This window comes from Cellulomonas humilata, assembly GCF_013359775.1.
Classification (GTDB): Bacteria; Actinomycetota; Actinomycetes; order Actinomycetales; family Cellulomonadaceae; genus Cellulomonas; species Cellulomonas humilata.
In genome coordinates, this window is record NZ_JABMCI010000065.1 from 56,135 (window position 1) to 75,908 (window position 19,774).

A 19,774-nucleotide genomic window follows, 5' to 3' on the forward strand; every position below is an offset into this window, starting at 1 on the left:
CGTGTGTCGACCTGGGTCCAGGATTCGCCGACCGCCGCCGCCGCCCCAGGGCCTAAGGGCCCTGTTCGTCTCCACGACGAGTCCTCACACCTATGCTCCGAGCATGCGAGCGGACGAGGCCGGGACGGAACGCGACGAGCGGCTCGAGGCGCTGATGGGCGCCGTGGTGTCGATGTCGGCCGAGCTCGACATCGCCACCGTGCTGGAGCGGCTGGTCTCGGCCGGGTGCACGCTCACGGGCGCGCGCTACGGCGCCCTCGGGGTGCTCGGTGACCACGGGGGACTCCAAGAGTTCGTGCACCGCGGCATCGACCAGGAGACCGCGCGCAGGATCGGTCACCTGCCCGAGGGCAAGGGCGTGCTCGGCCACCTCGTGACGAGCCCCCACCCGCTGCGGCTGCACGACCTGGTCGACCACCCCTCGTCCGTGGGCTTCCCCCCGAACCACCCGCCGATGCACACGTTCCTCGGCGTCCCCGTCCGGGCCCGCGGTGCGGTCTTCGGCAACCTCTACCTCACGGACAAGGCCGGCCACGCCGACTTCACCGCGCGCGACGAGCAGGTCGCCGTCGCGCTCGCCGCGGCCGCGGGGGTCGCCCTCGGGCACGCTCGCGCCTACCGGCAGGCGCGCGAGCACGAGCTCTGGCTCGAGACCGCCGCGGCGTGCACCTCCACCCTGACCAGCGGCCTGCCGCGCGAGGACGCCGTGGCGTCCGTGCTCGCCCGGGTCCGGCAAAGCTCCGGCGCCCGCAGCTCCCGGCTGTACGGGCTCGCCGACGACCTCCCGCCGGAGATCGAGCCGGACCTCGCCGGTCGGTGGCCGGTGCTGCGCCGGGTCGCCGACTGTGCGGACCTCGACCAGGGCGGGTCCGCGTGGGTGCTGGCCGTGCCGCTGCGCAGCGGCGAGCGCTGGATCGGTGCGCTCGCCCTCGCGTGGCCCGCGGGCGACATCACCTCGGCGCCCGAGCCGGACCTGCCGAGCGTCGCGGGCTTCGCCGAGCAGCTCGCGCTCGCGTTCGACGTCGCGGACGCCCAGTCGGACCGCGCCCGGCTCGCCGTGCTGGAGGAGCGCGAGCGGATCGCGCGGGACCTGCACGACATGGTCATCCAGCGGCTGTTCGCCATCGGGCTCGACGTGCAGGGCGCCGCGCAGGAGGTGGTGCACCCCGACGTGGCGCGCCGCCTCGAGGGCGCCGTCGACGACCTGGACGAGACGATCAAGGACGTGCGCACGACGATCTTCCGGCTCAGTGCCCGCGGCGGCACCACCGGGTCGGGGCTGCGCCACCGCATCGACGCCGAGGTGGTGAACGCGCGGCACGGGCTCGGCTTCATGCCCCGCCTGCGCACCGACGGCGTCACGGCCACCGTCCCCGAGGACGTCGCGGAGGACGCCGTCGCCGTGGTCCGCGAGGCCCTGTCCAACATCGCGCGGCACGCCCACGCCCACGAGGTGGTGGTCCGCCTCGACGTCGGGCTCGACCTGCTGATCGAGGTCCAGGACGACGGGGTCGGGGTCCCCGCGGACCTGGCGGTGCGCAGCGGGCTGGCCAACCTGGAGTACCGCGCGGTGCGCCGCGGGGGCGCCCTCGTCGTCACGGCGCTGCCCGAGGGCGGCACCCACCTCCAGTGGTCGGTCCCGCTGCCCTGACGGGACCATCGACCCTGCCGGGCCCGCGGACCGCGGATCCACGCTGGAGGAGCGCGGGCGACCGTGCCCGACGCGGTCGAGGTGAGGAGTCACCATGAAAGCGCTCGTGTTCCACGGTCCGGGGACCATCACGTGGGAGGAGGTCCCGGACGCCACCCTGGTCGAGCCGACCGACGCGGTCGTGCGGATGGACACCACGACGATCTGCGGGACCGACCTCCACATCCTGCACGGAGACGTACCCACCGTCGCGGACGGCCGCATCCTCGGTCACGAGGGCGTCGGCACCGTCGTCCAGGTGGGCGACGGCGTCCGCAACCACGCACCCGGCGACCGGGTGATCATCGCGTGCATCAGCGGCTGCGGCGTGTGCACGTACTGCCGCGCGCAGTTCCCGTCGCACTGCCTGGCGCCCGAGGGCACCTCCGGCATCGGCTGGGTGCTGGGGCACCTGATCGACGGCACGCAGGCCGAGCTGGTGCGGATCCCGTTCGCGGACAGCTCCCTGCACCGGCTGCCGCCCACGGTCCCCGACGAGCTGGCAGTGCTGCTCTCCGACATCCTGCCCACGGGCTTCGAGATCGGCGTGCGGTACGGGCAGGTCCAGCCGGGCGACACCGTCGCCGTCGTCGGCGCCGGTCCCGTGGGGCTGGCGTCCGTCGCGACCGCCGGCCTGTACGGCGCGGCGCAGATCATCGCGATCGACCGCGACCACCACCGGCTCGACGTGGCCAAGCGCCTGGGCGCGACGCTCACGGTCGACTCGTCATCCTCCGACTGGAAGGCGCAGGTCATGACGGCGACCGGCGGCGCCGGGGTCGACGTGGCGATCGAGGCCGTCGGCATCCCCGAGACGTTCACCATGTGCACCGACCTGGTCCGCCCCGGAGGCCACGTGGCCAACGTCGGCGTGCACGGCCGGCCGGTCGAGCTGGCGCTCCAGGACCTGTGGATCCAGAACGTCACCATCACCACGGGTCTGGTGAACACGACGACGCTGCCGATGCTGCTGCGCCTGGTCGAGGCGGGGAAGCTCCCCGTGGAGGCGTTCGTCACGCACCGGTTCGCGCTGGCGGACATCCTGGACGCGTACCGGACGTTCGGGAACGCCGCCCAGACGCAGGCCCTCAAGGTGGTGATGACCCGGTGAGCGCTGGAGCGCTCGAAGGGCCCGGCTCCCCGAGCCGGGCCCTTCTGCGTCGGTGCGCGGTCAGCCGTTGTCGTGCACGACGAGCACCGGGCAGGTGGCCTCCCGCACCACCGCGCTGCTGACCGAGCCGAGCAGCATCCCGCGGAAGCCCCCGAGGCCCCGCGAGCCGACGACCAGCAGCGCGGCACCCCGGCCCAGCCCGGTGAGCGCGTCGGTGGGATCGTCGTCGACGAGCGCCAGGTCGACCACCAGGCCGGCGTTCTCCGCCCGCAGCGACTCGGCGACCACGCGGGCCGCCTTGTGCGTCGGGTCGTCCTCGTCGTCGGTGGCGAGGGGTGGCACGCTCCCCCGGCCGAACGGGTCGGGGATGGTCGGACGCGCGTGCACGACGGTCAGCGGGCGCCCGCGCATCCAGGCCTCGTGCGCCGCGACGTGCGCCGCGGCCAGCGACGACGCCGAACCGTCCACGCCCACCAGGACCGGTGCTTCCGGCGTCGTGGGGTGGGTCGCGTCCGTTCGGACCACGGCGACCGGGCAGCGCGCGTGCGCCGCGACGTGCACGCCCGTGGAGCCCGTCCGTCCGCGACCGGTCCGCGGACGCGCGCCGACCACGAGGAGCTGGGCGTCGCCGCTCAGCTCACGCAGGCACGGGACGACCTGCCCGTGCAGGACGCGGAACTTCACGATCACCCCGGGGTGGCGCTCCAGCAGCCGCGTCTGGAGGTCGGCCAGGTACTGGACCGCCTCGGCGTCGACGTCGCTCCCCCCGACGATCGGGTACCAGCTCCAGGCCGTGACCTGCCACGCGTCGTCGACCGTACGGACCAGCAGGACCTCGGCCTGCCGCCGCACCGCCTCGGCCACGCCCCAGTCGAGCGTGTGCGCGCTGTTCGATGTGCCGTCGAGTGCGACGACCACGGGTCCGTCGGTACGCATGAGGTGCCTCCTCGCTCCTCGCGCGTGGCCCACTCCGACCGTCCGCCGGCCTCAGCCGCGCTACCTCCAGCCTCCCCGCGCCCCGGCCTCGGCGTCCCGGGACCTGAGTCCCTGTTCGGCGCGCAGCACGCGGGACCTTCGGCCCTGTGGCGTGCCGACCGGCGAAGACCACCGTGGACACATCGGAGCTCGACACCCCGGTCCCGAACGCGGGGCCCAGCACGGAGGGAAATCGCCATGGCCACCATCCATCCCGAGGCGCGTACCTCGACGCACCCCGCAGTCCTGATCGAGGACGACGTCGTCACCTCGATGACGGGCCGTCGTTGGCTCGCCGCCACCCGGCTCGCCACGGGCTTCATCTTCCTGTGGGCGTTCCTCGACAAGACCTTCGGGCTGCACTACGCCACGGGCGCCGCGGTCGCCGAGGGCGACCCGAGCCTGTCATGGCTCGACGGTGGAACGCCGAGCCAGGGGTTCATGCAGTTCGCTGCCACCGGCCCGTTCGCGGACACCTTCGCCTCGATGGCGAGCCCCGCGACGGACTGGCTGTTCATGCTCTGCCTGCTCGGCGTCGGCGTCGCCGTGATGCTGGGCATCGGGCTGCGCATCGCGGCAGTCGCCGGCTCGCTGCTCATGGTCCTCATGTGGGCCGCCGAGTGGCCGTTCATCCAGGGCACCAACAACCCGCTGGTCGACTACCACCTCATCTACGCACTCGTCCTGATCGTCTGCGCGTCGCTCCTCGCCGGAGACACCTGGGGCCTCGGCCGCCGGTGGGCGAAGATCCCACTCGTGCAGCGGTTCAGCTGGCTGCGGTGACAGCACTCCCGCAGCACGCACGACGGCACCCCGATCTCGGGGTGCCGTTCGTGTGTGCGCTCTGACACGATCAGGCTGTGAGCGTCGTCGACGGCGGATGGACCGAGAGCACCCTTGAGGTGCAAGGGCACCAGGTCTTCTACCGCATCAGCGCGGACGTCCCGGGTGCGTGGCCGATCGTGCACGTCCACGGCTTCGCGATCTCGGGCACCTACCTGATGCCCACCGCCCGGCTGCTGGCAGCCCGCGCGACGAACGTGGTACCCGACCTGCCGGGCTACGGCCGGAGCGAGGACTGGGACTACACGCTCGGCATCCCCGCGCTCGCGGTCGCCGTCCTCGACATCCTGGACGCCTTCGACTTCGAGAAGGTCGTGCTCGTCGGCAACTCCATGGGCTGCCCGGTCAGCCTGGAGGTGGCGCACGCCGCCCCGGATCGGGTCGACCGGATCGTGCTCGTCTCCCCGGCGGGCGGCGTGCACAACCAGGGGCTCGGTCGGGCCGTGCGGCAGCTCGCGATCGACGGCGCACGCGAGAACCGGCGGATGGCGCGCGTGGCGGTGCCCGACTACCTGCGGTTCGGCCCGGTGAACACGTTCCACCTCTTCAGCGAGCTCACCCGGTTCCCGTCGCTCGAGCGGCTGCTCAAGGTAAAGGTGCCGACGCTGGCGGTGATCGGCAGCCGGGACCCGCTCATGGCGCCGCCGGCGCGGGTGCGCGAGGTGGGTCGGCTCGCGGGCGACCACACCACCGTGGCTCTCATCGAGGGCGCCGCGCACGCGATGAACTTCAGCCATCCGGGCGAGCTCGCGCACGTGATCTCGTCCTGGCTGGACGGGGTCGAGATCGTCGACGACCCCGACCAGCCGGGGTTCACCCGGGTTCTGCAGCTGCCCCGGGAGTGAGGAGCCGCTCGAGCAGCAGGGCGTGCAGGCGGGGGTCGGCCAGCGGCCGGAAGTGACCGGGGGTGTCCAGGACGACCTCCTGCGCTCCCTCGAGCGCGCTGCCCTCGGGGATGTGCGGGTCCCAGTGGCTGTACACCGACGTGATCCGCGCGTTGACCTCGCGCTCCGCCGCGAGCGCCAGGATCGTCGCGTCGGCGGGCCGGAACGCCCGCACCGATGGGACCAGGAACCACCGGGCCAGGACGGAACCGTCGAAGGGGGTGTTGACCGCGATCATCGAGGCGATCCGCGCGTCCTGGTGCTCCTGCACCATCGCGAGCTTGCCGATCAGCCCGCCCTTGCTGTGCGCCACGAGGACGACGTCGCGCAGGTCGTGCTCCAGCAGATAGCGCCCGAGGACGCTCGCGCCGAACGGGACGGGCCGGCGGTTGTTGCCCAGGTCCGGCAGTACGTGGACCCGGACGCCGTGGTCGTGCAGGAGCATCGCCAGCGGGAGCAGGAAGTGCCACGACTCGTAGACCCCGGGCACCAGGACGACCGGCGGCCCGGCGGGGTGCTCGGGCCGGCGCAGGTCGTCAGGGTCGGTGCGCGACACGATCCCCGCGGCCTGCCAGCCGAGCACGGCGGCGTAGTCGCGCACGCGCCACCACGTCGTGCGAGCGATCGTCCGGAGGGGCATGGGACACATCGTCCTACCGGCGGACGCCGCGCACCGGTGCGGCGGTCAGCGGGTCGTCCGGCCACGCGTGCTTCGGGTACCGGCCGCGCAGCTCGGCCCGCACCTGCGGGTAGCCCGTGCGCCAGAACGACTCCAGGTCCGCGGTCACGGCGGCGGGACGGCCGGCGGGCGAGAGCAGGTGCAGGAGGACGGGCACGCGTCCGTCCGCGAGCCGCGGGGTCGCGCGCCAGCCGAACACCTCCTGGAGGCGGACGGGCAGCACGGGCTGGTCTCCGGTGTAGTCGACGCGCACCTGCGACCCGCTGGGCACCGTGAGCCGCTCCGGGGCGAGCGCGTCGAGCCGGCTCGCCTCGGGCCACGGCAGGAGCCGCCGGAGCGCCTGGAGCACATCGACGCGTCCGAGGTCCCGCGCGCCCTTCACGCGGGCCAGGTCCGGTCCCAGCCACTCCTCCAGGTGCGTGAGCAGCGCGGCGTCCGACACGTCCGGCCACGGGGCACCCCACGCGCGGTGCAGGAACGCCATCCGGTGCCGCAGGCTCGTCGCAGCCTCGGACCAGCGCAGCAGGGCGAGGCCGTCGCGGGACAGGCCCTCGCGCAGCGCGTCGACGACGAGCTCGGGCGAGGGGGTCCTCAGGGGGACCGAGGTCAGCTCGATCGCGCCGAGCCGGCGCACCCGGCGGGCCACCACCGTGCCGTTCGACCACGAGACCTCGTCGTCCTCCCGCAGCAGCGCGGGGGCGGCCTCGAGGGCGAGGTCCTGGTCGATCGGCGCCGCGGACCGGATCGTCGCGTCCCGGCGGGCGGCCCCGCGGTCGGCGTCGGCGACGGCGAGCCACGGCTGCCCCACCAGGGCGGACCCCGGCGCGAGCGACGCGCCCGTCCCCGACGTCATCAGGTACGTCGACCCGCCGGGTCGGAGCCGAGCAAGGCGGTCGGGATGGGCGAGCGCGACGAGCAGGCCCACCGCGAGGTCGTCGGTGAGGCCCTCGGTGGGCGCCGAGCCCGGTGCGGACGCCTGGAGGCGGCCGACCTGGGTCCGCCACGCCGACGCCTGGGGACCACCCCGGCGCAGCGCGCGCAGGACCGCCACGAGGTCGCCGCCCGGCGCACGCGCGTCGTCGGCGAGCAGCGCGACGACCTCGGCTGCCCGCCGGGCGCCGACGAGCGCTGCGCCGTCCAGGAGCGCCCTGCCCAGCCGCGGGTCCACCGGGATCGCCGACACGGCCCTGCCGCGCTCGGTGGGGTGCCCGTCGGCGTCGACGACGCCGAGTCCGACGAGGGTGCCGTGCGCCACCGCCATCGCGGCCGTCGGCGGCGGGTCGAGCAGGGCCAGACCCGCGCCCTGCGGACTCCCCCAGCACGCCAGCTCCAGCGCGAACGCGGTGAGATCGGCCGTGAGGATCTCCGGCTGCGGGTGCGCGACCAGCCGGGCGTGGTCGTGGGCGGACCAGCACCGGTAGGCGGCCCCGGGGCCCTCCCGTCCCGCACGGCCCGCGCGCTGCTCGGCGGACGCACGGCTGACCGACACGGTGACCAGCCCCGCCAGGCCGCGCGCGTGGTCGGTGCGGGGCTCGCGCGACAGCCCGGCGTCGACCACCAGCCGGACGCCCGGCACGGTGAGCGAGGACTCGGCGACCGCGGTGGACACCACGACCCGTCGACGGGTGCCCGGCGTCAGTGCCCGATCCTGCTCGCCCGCCGGGAGGCGACCGTGCAGCGGGCGCACGTCCGCGTCGAGCCCGCCGAGCCGGCGCGCGACCCCGTCGACCTCGCCGGCGCCGGGCACGAAGACCAGGACGTCGCCGGTGCGCTCGGCCAGCGCGCGGCGAACGGTCGAGGCGACGTGGTCGAGGAACGCGGGCGTCACGCCACGGTCGTCCGTCCGGGCGGTGCGCGCGGGCGCCGGGCACCACACCGTCTCGACCGGGAACAGCGCGCCCGGGACCGCCACGACCGGCGCAGGCTCGGCACCGCCGAGCAGCGCCGCCGTGCGCTCGGCCTCCACCGTGGCGGACATCGCGACGACCACCAGGTCCTCGCGCAGGTGCGCCCGGACGTCGACCAGGAGGGCGAGCGCGAGGTCGTCCACCAGGTGCCGCTCGTGCACCTCGTCGAGGATGACCGCCGCGACGCCGGGCAGCTCCGGGTCGCGCTGGAGACGGCGCAGCAGCACCCCGGTGGTGACCACCTCGACGCGGGTCGCCGCGCTGGTCTGGCTCGCACCGCGCACCGAGAACCCGACGGTCTGCCCGAGCGGCTCGCCCAGCAGCTGCGCGAGGCGGCGCGCGGCCGCCCGGGCGGCGATCCGGCGCGGCTGGGTCACGACGACGCGGCCCCGCACCGCCGCGGCGACCGCGGGCGGGACGAGCGTGGTCTTGCCCGTCCCCGGCGGCGCCTGCACCACGACGACGCCGCGGGCACGGATCGCGGCGACCACGTCGGCCAGCCCGTGGCGCACGGGCAGGTCGGGAGGGTCGGCCAGCAGCCGGCTGATCGGGTCGTCGTCCACGCATGGAGTCTGAGGGGTCAGGACGGCGAACGCTCCCTCGCCGACTCGACGGGCAGCAGGACGGCGCCGACGAGGAAGCACACCGCGCCGACGAACGTGCCGAGGTTGACCAGCGGGAGGTTGGCCAGCTCGCCTGTGGAGCGCAGGTACCGGGCAGCGGCGGCGGCCACCCCGAACGCGACCGACCCGGCCAGGTTGAGCGCCGCGATGCCCCACCCCACCGACCGGTCGGACCGCGGCAAGATCCCGCGGTTGACCTCGGCGTACGCGAGCCAGCTGGCCACCAGGAAGCAGATCGACCCGCCGACGTCCGGCGCCCAGACGAGGTGCCGCTCCTGCGTGAGCGTCAGGTCCGCACGCGTGGCGGCGAACGTGCTGAGGTTGAAGAACACGGTCCCCACCAGCTGGACCAGCACGGCCCAGAAGTCGATCCGGCGCGGGTGCCAGCCGACGAGCGACGCCAGCCGTCGCGGGCGCGGCGAGTCGGCGAGCACGCCGGCGGGTGCCCGCAGGGTCTCGTGGAACTGCAGGTAGGCCGCAGACGTGAAGAAGATCGACCCGACGAAGAACGTCGCCGCGACGGTGGCGGCGGCGACCTGGTCGACATACAGCGGCACCGACCCGAGCGCGAAGCAGACGGAGCCGAGAGCGAACAGACCGCCGATCCACCAGCTCAGGGCGCTCGCCGGGCCACCGCCCGCATCGGCACCGCGCAGGCCGAGCCCCTTGCGGTGCCGCCGCGAGCTCCACTCGACCTCGCTGCCGTCCGGGCGCACCAGGGTGGCGTGCGTGACGAAGCCGGCCGGTCCACGCACGCGCACCGCCCGCCACCCCGCCGGGAGGTCCGGGACGGTCGAGGTCACTGCCGGAGGCCGGTGCGCGCCTTGCTCCGCGCGGCCGCGTGCGCCGGGGACGTCCACAGGTCCGGCTTGGCGGCCGGCCGCTGGACCGGCTGCTCGGCGGCGAGGTCGTCCCACGCCTTCATGAGGTCCCGGAGCAGCTGCTCGACCATCACGCGGCTCAGGTCGAGCCGGACCACCACGCGCAGCAGGTGCACCGCGTCGGCGTCGGGCGGCAGGCTGTACGCCGGCACGATCCAGCCGTCCTCCCGCAGGCGCGCCGACAGGTGGTAGACGTCGAACCCCGGGTCGCCCTTGATCCGGAACGTCACGACCGGCTCGGCCAGCCCCGGGTTGAGGATCTCGAACCGGCCGCTCGCCTCGAGGCTCTCGTTGAGGAAGCGCGCGTTGGCCAGCATCGTCTCCACGATCGAGGTGTACCCGCTGCGCCCCAGCCGCAGGAAGTTGTAGAGCTGCGCCTGGATCATGGCCGAGCCGCGGGAGAAGTTGAACGTGTACGTCGGCTGCGCCCCGCCCAGGTAGTTCACGCTGAACACCAGGTCCTCGGGCAACCGGGACGCGTCGCGGAAGATCAGCCAGCCCACGCCCGGGTAGACCAGGCCGTACTTGTGGCCCGACGCGTTGATCGACGCCACCTGCTCGAGCCGGAAGTCCCAGCGGAGGTCGGGCTCGGCGAACGGGGCGATGAACGCGCCGCTCGCGCCGTCCACGTGCAGCGGCACGTCCCAGCCCTTCTCCGCCTTGATCCGCACCAGCAGGTCGTTGATCTCCTCGATCGGGTCCGCCTCGCCGATGTGCGTGGTGCCGAGCACCGCGCCGACCGCGATGGTGTTCTCGTCGACGTGCGCCTCGACGTCGTCCGCGCTGAGCACGAACCGGTCCGCCTGCATCGGGATCTTGCGCATCTCGACGTCGAAGTAGTTGGCGAACTTGTCCCACACCACGTGGGTCTCCGCGCCGAACACGACGTTGGGCCGGTCGGTCGACAGCCCGGCGGCCCGCCGGCGGTCCCGCCACGCGCGCTTGTGGGCGAGCAGGCCGAGCATGATCGCCTCGGAGGAGCCGATCGTCGCGACGCCGACCACCGTGGACGGGTCGGGGGCGTGGAAGAGGTCGCCGAGCAGGTGCACGCAGGCCTCCTCGATCAGCGACGCGGCCGGGTACTCCTCGTGGTCGATGTGGTTCTTGCGCAGCGCGTCGTGGATCAGCTTCTCGGCCTGCGGCTCCATCCACGTGGTGACGAAGGACGCCAGGTTGAGGGTCTCCCGGCCGTCGAGCATCAGGCCCGTGTGCAGGAGCTCGTAGGCCTCGTCCGGGTCGAGCCCACCTGCGGGGAAAGTGCTGCGGTCGACGTGCTCCCGAAAGCTCGGGCGGCCATGGATCGGGCCGTGGGGATCGGGCGTCTCACTCACGTGTGCTCCTCCAGTTCCTCCCGCCGGAGCTCTCTGGCTGGACTGCCGCCCCCGGCGCACCCACGAGTCCGAACGTAGACCCGTGGCAACCGATCTGTCCCGGTTCGCCCCCCTGCCCGGAGGGCGCCGCGAGGCGCCGGGTAGGATCGACCGATCCCCGCCTGCCCGGCTCTCGTGCTCCCCTGCCCGTCGGCCACCACTGTCGACCAGCTAGGAACGCACGATGACTGCCGTGAGCACCGCCCCCGAGATCGTCGACGGCGTCGACGCCGCCGAGCTCGACGTCTTCCTGCGCGTCGCGGACCAGATCAGCCGGCTGCCGTCCGACCACCCGCACCTCGCCCTCGCCCGGCGCGCGACGTCCGCCCTGTTCAAGGCGGCCAAGAAGCAGCGCCGCGCCGAGAAGCGGGACGCCATCAGCGCCGCCGACCGCGCGGTCATCCACGCGACCGCCACCGGCAGCCCGGGCCGCATCGACGACGAGACCCAGGGCATCCCGCTGGTCTCCAGCGTGCAGGGCGCCACCGCGGGCACCCTGCTCAAGGCCCGGCCCTGCTACATCTGCAAGGAGCCGTACGTCGACGTCGACGCGTTCTACCACCAGCTCTGCCCGGCGTGCGCGCGCCTCAACCACGCCAAGCGCGACGCCCGGACCGACCTCGTCGGCAAGCGCGCCCTGCTCACGGGCGGGCGCGCCAAGATCGGCATGTACATCGCGCTGCGGCTGCTGCGGGACGGCGCGACCACGACGATCACCACCCGGTTCCCCCGGGACGCCGCCCGCCGGTTCGCGGCGATGCCGGACAGCGCCGACTGGCTGGACCGCCTGAGCATCGTCGGCATCGACCTGCGCGACCCGGCCCAGGTGGTGGCGCTCGCCGACTCCGTGGCCGCGCAGGGCCCGCTCGACATCCTCATCAACAACGCCGCGCAGACGGTCCGCCGCTCCCCCGGCGCGTACACGCACCTCGCCGACGCCGAGCTGGAGCCCCTGCCCGATCGCCCGCTCCCGCAGATCACCACGTTCGGCCGCACCACCAGCAGCGCGCACCCGGTGGCGCTCGCCGGCTCCGTCACCGAGCTGACCAGCGCCGCCGCTGCCGTCTCGACGCTCGCGCTCACCGCCGAGCACGCCTCGCTCGAGCGGCTCGTGGCGGGCACGGCGATCGACGCCGGCGGGCTGGTGCCGGACACCGCCGAGACCAACAGCTGGGTGCACACGGTCGACCAGGTGGACCCGATGGAGCTGCTCGAGGTCCAGCTGTGCAACCAGACCGCGCCGTTCATCCTGGTCAGCCGCCTGCGCGGCGCGATGCGTGCCCCGGATCGCGCCTACGTCGTCAACGTGTCCGCGATGGAGGGCGTCTTCTCCCGCGGCTACAAGGGCCCCGGCCACCCGCACACCAACATGGCCAAGGCCGCGCTCAACATGCTGACCCGCACCAGCGCCACCGAGCTGGCCACCGACGGCATCTTCATGACCAGCGTCGACACGGGCTGGATCACCGACGAGCGCCCCCACCCGACCAAGGTCCGGCTGGCCGAGGAGGGCTTCCACGCCCCGCTCGACCTCGTCGACGGCGCCGCGCGCGTGTACGACCCGATCGTGCGTGGCGAGGCGGGCGAGGACCTGTTCGGCTGCTTCCTCAAGGACTACGTGCGTTCCGCCTGGTAGTCACGGGAGGCGGGCGGCGTCCGGGTGCACCAGCATGAGCGCGTGCACCGCGACATGAGCGCCCACCTGTCCCTCGACGTCACCTCCCCCGCCACGCTCGCCTTCGAGCTGGCCGTGTCCACCCAGGTCGCCGCGCGCGAGACCCTGCGGATCACGCTCGACGGCTCGCCGATCGAGGCCAAGGAGGTCCCCGACCACCACGGCACGCGCCTGCACGTCGTGCAGGCGGAGGTCGGCCGGCTGGTCCTCGACTACTCCGCGTCCGTCGACGGCCGCGCCACGCCGGTCACGTCCGACGAGGCCGACCTGCTGCGCTACCTGCGACCGAGCCGGTACTGCGAGTCCGACACGCTCGGCCCGACCGCCTACGCCGAGTTCGCCGGGCTGCGCGGGTACGACCTGCTCTCCGCGGTGAGCTCCTGGGTGGGCTCCCGCCTCGCGTACGTGCCGGGGTCGAGCCTGCCGACCGACGGAGCCGTGCAGACGCTCCTGGCCCGCAAGGGCGTCTGCCGCGACTACGCCCACCTGGTGATCGCCCTCCTGCGCGCGCTGGACATCCCCGCGCGGCTGGTGTCGGTCTACGCGCCGGGGCTGTCGCCCATGGACTTCCACGCCGTCGCCGAGGCCAACCTGGACGGCCAGTGGTACGTCGTCGACGCGACGACGCTGGCGCCCCGCACGAGCCTGGTCCGGATCGCGACCGGGCGCGACGCGTCGGACACCGCGTTCCTCAACGTGCACCACGGCTACGCCGACCTGGACGAGCTCGAGGTCAGCGCGGTCGTCGACGTGCTGCCCAACGACGACGTCCGGGATCTCGTGACGATCGGCTGACCGCCCGCTAGCCTCCGAAAGGTGACACCACCGGACGAGGCTGATACTCCGGCACCGCCCCGGCGCCGCTCGTTCCTCGCCCGGCGGACCGGCACGGACGACTTCGGCATCGTCCTGAGCCTGCTGGTCACCGCGTACGTGGCCTTCGCGCTGAGCTCGGACGAGTGGGTCGAGATCCTCGTGCTGGTGCTGTACCTGTTCACGCTCGGGCTCGCGGTCCGGACGTCCCGACCGATGCCGCACCAGAAGCGGTTCGTGCGGATCGTGCTCGTGGTGTCCGCCGTGATCGCGGTCGTCGCGCTGACGGTGCTGCCGCAGCCCGTCGCGGACGGGGTCCTCGACGCCGTGGTCTGCGTCATCCTCATGACCGCGCTCGTCGTCATCCTCGACCGGATCCTGCGCCGGACCGCCGTCACGGTGCAGTCGCTGGCCGGCGCCCTGAGCGCGTACCTGATCATCGGGATGTTCTTCGCGAGCCTGTTCGGCGTGCTCGACGTCCTCACCCCCGGCCCGTTCTTCGCGTCCGGCGAGGCGGCGAACGCCCGCTCGTTCCAGTACTTCTCCTACACGACGCTGACGACGCTCGGGTACGGCGACTACACGGCTGCCCTGTTCCCCGGGCGGAGCATCGCCACGTTCGAGGCGCTCGTCGGTCAGGTGTTCCTGGCCGTGCTGGTGGCCCGCCTGGTCGCCGCGTTTCACGGCCGCGCGGAGGCGGTCCTGCCCGAGCACACGGAGTGACGTGGACGCCGCCACCGCGCACGCCTGGGCCGCGCTCGGCGGCCGACCTGACCTCGCCGGGCACGTCGCGTTCGTCGGCACGCCCGGGCTGGGCTCCGCACTTCCCGTGCGCGGGCTCGCACGCGCGACCGTGGGTGTCTGCTCGCTCGCCGCGGCCGAGCTCGGTCGCCTGCGCAACGGCGGCGGGCTGCCTGCCGTGCGGGTCGACGAGGGTGCGGTGGCGGTCGCGTTCACCAGCGAGCGCCACCTGCGGGTCGACGGCCGGCCGATCCCCCTGTTCGCACCGCTGTCCGGGTTCTGGCCGGCCGCCGACGGGTGGGTCCGCACGCACGCCAACTACCCGCACCACCGTGCCCGCCTGCTGGCCGCGCTGGGGATCCCCGACTCCGGTCGCGACGACGACGTGCTCGCCCGCAGGTTGGCCGGCGTGCTGGCAGAGCTCCCCGCGCTCGACGTGCAGGAACGCGCCTGTGCCGCCGGTGGCCTCGCCGTGGCGGTCGCCCCGCCGCACCCGAGCGACGAACCGCTGATCGAGACGCAGGCCCTGGACAACACCGGCGCGCGCCCGCTGCGACCCAGCACGCTGCCGGCGGACGGCGTGCGGGTCCTCGACCTGACGCGGGTGCTCGCCGGACCGGTCGCCACCCGCACGCTCGGCCTGCTCGGTGCCGACGTCCTGCGCGTCGACGCCCCCTGGCTGCGGGAGGACGACGGGACCCACATCGACACGGGGTTCGGCAAGCGCTCCACCCGCCTCGCGCTCGAGGACCCCGCCGATCGCGCGACGTTCGAGGAGCTCCTGCGCGCCGCGGACGTGCTCGTCCTCGGCTACCGCCCCGGAGCTCTGGACCGGTACGGCCTCGACGACGACACGCTGCGCGAGCGCCGGCCGGACCTCGTCGTCGCCCGGCTCAGCGCTTGGGGGTGGCACGGCCCGTGTGCGGACCGGCGGGGTTTCGACAGCCTGGTGCAGGCCGGCACCGGCATCGCGGTCGTCGAGCAGGGCGACGACGGCCGACCGGGCACCCTGCCGGCCCAGGCCCTCGACCACGGCACCGGCTACCTGCTCGCCGCGGCCCTCCTGCGCGCGCTGACCGAGCGCTCGCGCACGGGCGCGGCACGTCACGTCCGCCTGTCGCTCGCGGGGACGGCGGGGTGGCTGCTGGGCGGCGGCATCGGCTCCGTCGCGGGAGACGCAGCACCGGCCGAGGAGCCCGACCGCTGGCTGGTCGACTCGGACTCGCCGTACGGGCGTCTCCGGCACGCGCGCTCGCCCGTGGCCGTCGCGGGCGTCCCCACGAGCTGGGACCGCTCCCCGAGCCGCTGGGGCACCGACGCCCCCCGGTGGGCCACGAGCTGAGGGTGGCGCCGGAGCTCCGTCGCAGAGGATGCTCGGCGGTATCTGGACCACGGCTCGCGACTCTTCTCACCAGGGACGACGCCGTCCCGTCGGGGTGAGCGGGCACCGCACGGTGCCCACGGCTGGAGGCAGCGATGGCGCTCGACGTGGGATCCGCCGGCCTGGTGCCGGATCCGGTGGCGCTCGACGGGCTGACCGAGATCCGCGTGCACGGCGTCGGGGGGACCAGCCCCGAGTCCCTGCTCGGAGACCTCGCCCCCACCCGGGTGGCCGGTGACCGGGTGGCGGGCTTCTTCCGCACGCGCGACGCCCACGGTCGGCACCGCGAGGCGTACTCGTGGGGCGGCCTGACCTCCCGCAGCCGCACGCGCGCGCTCTGGGCGCTCCTGCTGCCGTCGATGTTCGCGAACATGGCGGGGTGGATGGCCCGGCGCTGGGTCATGTCCGGCGACCAGGAGGTCGACGAGCCCGCCACGATCTGGGTGTTCCGCTGGTTCGCGCGGCTCGCCGCCCTGGCGCTCACGCTGAGCACGGCCGTGATGGTCACCATGCTGCTCACCGACATCGTCGCGTACCAGTGCGGTGGGTCGCCGCAGTGCCGCCGCGACGCGTGGTGGACGGCCACGGTCGACCGCTGGCTGCCCGTCGACCAGCCGGGGGTACGCATCCTCGTCGGCGCCGGCGCCGCCACCCTCGTCGCCCTCCTGTTCGCCCTGCTCGCCCGCCACACCCGGTCGGCGTACGAACGGGTCGAGCCGCCGACCCCGATCGGCGCCGACCAGGGCACGCTCGGCACGCCCGGGGTCGACACCGCCACCGAACCGTCGCGCCGGTGCGCCGCCGCCCAGGAGGGCGGGCTGCGCCACCCCGAGTTCTGGTCCGGGCTCCGGTGGCACGTCTTCCTGTCCCGGCTCCACCTCGCCGCGTGCCTGGGCGTGGTCGGCCTCCTGCTCGGCTGGTCGGCGTCCGCGCTGGGCGCCGGGTCGGACGCCGGCTCGCTCGGGCAGGCCGCGACGATCGCCGCCGGGGTCGGCATCCTCGCGGTGATGGGGCTGCTGGCGTTCGACGACGCCCACCCGGCCCTCGCCACGGCCGTCCTCGTCCTGACGCTCGGAGCCCTCGTGCTCGCCGGGGTCGCCGCGCTCTCGCTCCCCCACGTCGCCGGGCCGGCCGGCGTGCTGCCGGGCGCCCGTCCCGCGGTGAACCTGGTGTGGGGGGCCAGCCTGTTCCTGCTGCTCCCGCTGGCCGGGCAGCAGGTCGGCGCGTGGATCTTCCGGCTGGTCAAGGCGCGCGAGCTGCGCGCCCAGCAGCAGACGATTCCTCGGCTCAGCCTGTTCCCCTGGGCCGCCCCGTTCGTGATGAACACCGTCGCGCTCATGGTGGCCAACACCGTGCTGCTGTCCCTCATGGTCTACGTCGGACGGGTGCTCGGGACCGTGACCTGGGGGTTCGGACCGACGCCCGGTGTCACCGCCGACCCGGGGGCCATCTACATCCCCGAGGCCGTGGGCTCGTTAGCGTCCATGCTGTCGCTGGGGCTGATCACGCTGTTCTTCCTGTTCGGGGTCGGCTTCTGGGTGGCCCTCGGCCGCAGCCGCGCGCGCAGGGCGCCGGCGGTCGAGGCGAAGCTGCGTGCGCAGTACGACCTGGCGGGCGTCCCCGCGGTGCGCGCCGACGCCGAAGCGCGCACCGAGGCGGGCTGGTGGCGGTCCGCCTTCGACCCGCCGATGTTCGGCGCGACCGGCCGGGAGCGGGCGGGCCGGCCGTCGCGCTGGGTGAGCAAGGTCGCGATGATGCAGTTCGTCGGCGACCACTCGCGTGCCGTGGCCATCCCGCTCGTCGTGCTCACGCTCGGCGGCGTGGTCGGGCTGGTCGTCTTCCTCAGCTGGGTCTGGCTGCTCGACGACGGGACGCCGATGTTCCTGGTCGACGTCGGCACCACCGTCGCCGTCGCCTTCCCGCCGCTGTACGTGCTGATCCTGGCCAGCGCCTGGCGCAACGAGCGGTGGCGCCGCGTCCTCGGCTCGCTGTTCGACGTCGGGAGCTTCTTCCCGCGGGCCTTCCACCCGTTCGCCCCGCCGGCCTATGCCGAGCGGGCGGTCCCCGAGCTGACCCGACGGATCTGGCGCCTGCACGACAACGGCGGCCGCGTGGTGCTCACCGCGCACTCCCAGGGCAGCGTCATCGCCGCCGCGGTGGTCGGACGACGGTCACCGGTGCGCGCCGGCACCGAGCCCACCCTCGGCGTGGTCACCCTCGGGTCACCGCTGGGCAAGCTGTACCGGTGGGCGTTCCCGGCCCTGTTCAGCGACGGCTTCCTCGCGGGGATCGCCGACGGTCCGGCCGGGATCGGCCCGGTGCTCTGGCAGAACGTGTACTACGCGACCGACTACATCGGGGGTGCGGTCCGCACCGGCGACTCGACCATCCAGCCCGGCGTCGACCTCGAGCTGGTCGACCCGCCCAGCCACCGCTACGTCGTCGACCAGCCCCTGCCGCGGGTGCTCAGCCACACGGGCTACTGGCACGACGGCGCGTTCTGGGACCAGGTCGACACCATGTGCGACCGCACGCTCGCGGCGGATCCTCCCCGCGAGACCGTCAACGGCTCGACGCACGAGGACACGATCGCGCCCGACCCGAGGACCCCGGTGAACTACCTCTAGCACCCGCCGCTCAGGCGGTGATCCCCCTGGTCGAGGCCACGACGTCACCGATCTTGCGGGAGAGCGCCTCGTAGAACATCGACAGGGGGAACTCGTCGTCGAGCACGGCGTCGGTGAACCCCTTGGGCGGACCGTCCAGCGGCAGGTCGCCGCGCGCCCACGCCGAGGCCGGATGCGGGGTCACGGTGCCGGACACCAGCGCGTAGGCGGCGAGCCAGTGCGCGGTCTTCGGCCGGTCGATCGAGCGCCAGTACAGCTGCTCGATCTGCTCGGCCAGCGCGATGACGGCCGCGGGCACCTGCGGCCAGTCGATGGTCAGCCGGGAGTCGGTCCAGTGCAGCACGTGGTGCTGGTGCAGCCAGGCGAACAGCAGCTGGCCGCCCAGCCCGTCGTAGTTGCGCACCCTCGAACCGGTCACCGGGAACCGGAACAGCCGGTCGAACAGGATCGCGTACTGCACGTACCGCGCGTGCGGGACGCCCTCGCCCTCGAGCCGGACCGCGGCCCGGAAGGCCGTCAGGTCGCAGCGCAGCTCCTCCAGCGAGTAGAGGAAGTACGGCATCCGCTGCTTGATCATGAACGGGTCGAACGGCAGGTCGCCGCGCATGTGCGTGCGGTCGTGCACCAGGTCCCAGAGGATGAACGTCTCCTCGGCGAGCCGCTGGTCGTCCAGCAGGCGGGCCGCGTCCGGCGGGAGCGCGAGGCGCGTCGTCTCGGCCGCGGCACGGACCACCCGCCGGAACCGGGCGGCCTCGCGGTCGGCGAAGATCGCGCCCCAGGTGAACGTCGGTACCTCGCGGACGGCGACGGTCTCCGGGAACAGCACCGCCGAGTTGGTGTCGTAGCCAGGCGTGAAGTCGAGGAACGTGACGGGGACGAAGAGCGCGTTGCTGAACTGCTCGGCCTCGAGCCGCGCGACCAGCTCCGGCCACCGCACCTGGAGCAGCACCGCCTCGACGCGCCGGTCGGTGCTGCCGTTCTGGGTGTACATGGGGAAGAGCACCAGGTGCGGCAGCCCGTCCACCCGCTGCTCCTGGGGGTGGAACGCGACCAGCGAGTCGAGGAAGTCCGGCACCCCGAAGCCCGCGTCGGCCCAGCGGGTGAGGTCCTTGCCGACCGCCGTCAGGTAGTCCTCGTCGTGCGGCAGCTCTGCCGCGAGGTCGTGCAGCGCTACGCCGACGGCGTGCACGAGCTCGCGGGCGCGGGCGTGCAGGGCCGCGTCCGGGATGGAGCCGTCCTTGACCTGCGCAGCCTGGAGCTCGGAGACGTCCTGCTTGAGACGGGTCCACGCGGGGTGCGTCACGAGGTCGGACCGGCGTCCGGCCTCCTCCTCGGGGGCGGACGGGCGCGCGGCCCACACCGCCGCGTTGAGCAGGACCTCGGGCGACGGGTCGACGCCGAGCACGAGGAACGCGCCGGCAGCGTCGCGGTTCCCCGCCGCGACGACGGCGCCCAGCGCCTGGCTCCCGGTCGCCGACCGCAGCACCGGCATGGCGGGCGCGGCGAGCTCGAGCGTGGCCCGCACGGGCAGCTCGACGTCGCTGGTCCAGGCCAGGAGGTCGTCCGCGGTGAGG

The 19,774-nt window shown here is 74.0% G+C and carries 15 protein-coding genes; 9 read left to right on the forward strand and 6 right to left on the reverse strand.

The features are described 5' to 3' along the window. The first annotated feature begins 103 nt into the window (after window positions 1-103). Both HP550_RS11345 and HP550_RS11350 read left to right on the forward strand, forming a co-directional pair. On the forward strand, window positions 104-1,651 hold the full coding sequence (locus HP550_RS11345) for a GAF domain-containing sensor histidine kinase (protein ID WP_175347802.1): 1,548 nt from the start codon (window positions 104-106) through the stop codon (window positions 1,649-1,651). 94 nt (window positions 1,652-1,745) lie between these two features. Next, window positions 1,746-2,801 (forward strand): zinc-dependent alcohol dehydrogenase family protein, encoded by a 1,056-nt coding sequence (locus tag HP550_RS11350; protein ID WP_175347803.1) that lies wholly within the window; start codon window positions 1,746-1,748, stop codon window positions 2,799-2,801. Window positions 2,802-2,861: 60 nt separating this feature from the next. Here HP550_RS11350 and HP550_RS11355 read toward each other — a convergent pair whose 3' ends face one another. Next, entirely contained in the window at window positions 2,862-3,737 is an 876-nt protein-coding gene (locus tag HP550_RS11355) for a universal stress protein (RefSeq protein ID WP_175347804.1), read from the reverse strand. A 237-nt stretch (window positions 3,738-3,974) separates the two neighbouring features. Between HP550_RS11355 and HP550_RS11360 the strand changes: the two genes are divergently transcribed. Together HP550_RS11360 and HP550_RS11365 are read left to right on the forward strand one after the other, a co-directional pair. Beyond that, window positions 3,975-4,559: a DoxX family protein gene (locus HP550_RS11360; protein WP_175347805.1), complete on the forward strand. Its 585-nt coding sequence runs from the start codon at window positions 3,975-3,977 to the stop codon at window positions 4,557-4,559. A gap of 77 nt (window positions 4,560-4,636) precedes the next feature. Continuing rightward, entirely contained in the window at window positions 4,637-5,464 is an 828-nt protein-coding gene (locus HP550_RS11365; protein WP_175347806.1) for an alpha/beta fold hydrolase, read from the forward strand. Here the strand turns inward: HP550_RS11365 and HP550_RS11370 are convergent. Genes HP550_RS11370 through gad form a run of 4 tightly spaced genes read right to left on the reverse strand, consistent with a single transcriptional unit; the run spans window position 5,433 to window position 10,924 of the window. Further along, window positions 5,433-6,143 carry an esterase/lipase family protein gene (locus HP550_RS11370; protein WP_175347807.1) on the reverse strand — a complete coding sequence of 237 codons (711 nt, stop codon included), beginning with the start codon at window positions 6,141-6,143 and terminating at the stop codon, window positions 5,433-5,435. The genes HP550_RS11365 and HP550_RS11370 overlap by 32 nt on opposite strands. 13 nt (window positions 6,144-6,156) lie before the next feature. Beyond that, window positions 6,157-8,652, reverse strand: coding sequence for an ATP-dependent helicase HrpB (gene hrpB, locus HP550_RS11375; RefSeq protein ID WP_343048132.1), 2,496 nt, complete (start codon window positions 8,650-8,652; stop codon window positions 6,157-6,159). 17 nt (window positions 8,653-8,669) lie between these two features. Continuing rightward, window positions 8,670-9,515 carry a YrhK family protein gene (locus tag HP550_RS23070; protein ID WP_175347808.1) on the reverse strand — a complete coding sequence of 282 codons (846 nt, stop codon included), beginning with the start codon at window positions 9,513-9,515 and terminating at the stop codon, window positions 8,670-8,672. Beyond that, complete coding sequence (gad, locus tag HP550_RS11385; protein ID WP_175347809.1) at window positions 9,512-10,924, reverse strand: glutamate decarboxylase; 1,413 nt, start codon at window positions 10,922-10,924, stop codon at window positions 9,512-9,514. Before gad ends, HP550_RS23070 begins: the two co-directional genes overlap by 4 nt. 223 nt (window positions 10,925-11,147) lie before the next feature. On the opposite strand from gad, the gene HP550_RS11390 reads away from it, so the two are divergent. From HP550_RS11390 to HP550_RS11410, 5 genes are all read left to right on the forward strand, one after another. Further along, a complete protein-coding gene (locus HP550_RS11390; protein ID WP_175347810.1) occupies window positions 11,148-12,599 on the forward strand; it encodes an SDR family NAD(P)-dependent oxidoreductase in 1,452 nt (483 codons plus the stop codon). 42 nt (window positions 12,600-12,641) lie between these two features. Continuing rightward, window positions 12,642-13,433 (forward strand): transglutaminase domain-containing protein, encoded by a 792-nt coding sequence (locus tag HP550_RS11395; protein WP_175347811.1) that lies wholly within the window; start codon window positions 12,642-12,644, stop codon window positions 13,431-13,433. Window positions 13,434-13,454: 21 nt separating this feature from the next. Further along, the gene (locus HP550_RS11400; RefSeq protein ID WP_175347812.1) at window positions 13,455-14,174 is read left to right on the forward strand and encodes an ion channel; all 720 of its coding nucleotides are present in this window, start codon (window positions 13,455-13,457) and stop codon (window positions 14,172-14,174) included. Between the two features lies 1 nt (window position 14,175). Further along, window positions 14,176-15,534 (forward strand): CoA transferase, encoded by a 1,359-nt coding sequence (locus HP550_RS11405; RefSeq protein WP_175347813.1) that lies wholly within the window; start codon window positions 14,176-14,178, stop codon window positions 15,532-15,534. A gap of 134 nt (window positions 15,535-15,668) precedes the next feature. Further along, a complete protein-coding gene (locus HP550_RS11410) occupies window positions 15,669-18,200 on the forward strand; it encodes a hypothetical protein (RefSeq protein WP_175347814.1) in 2,532 nt (843 codons plus the stop codon). Window positions 18,201-18,210: 10 nt separating this feature from the next. On the opposite strand, the gene HP550_RS11415 is transcribed toward HP550_RS11410, so the two are convergent. Next, window positions 18,211-19,503, reverse strand: a complete 1,293-nt coding sequence (locus HP550_RS11415) for a DUF6421 family protein (protein ID WP_175347921.1) — start codon at window positions 19,501-19,503, stop codon at window positions 18,211-18,213. Window positions 19,504-19,774: the final 271 nt, after the last annotated feature.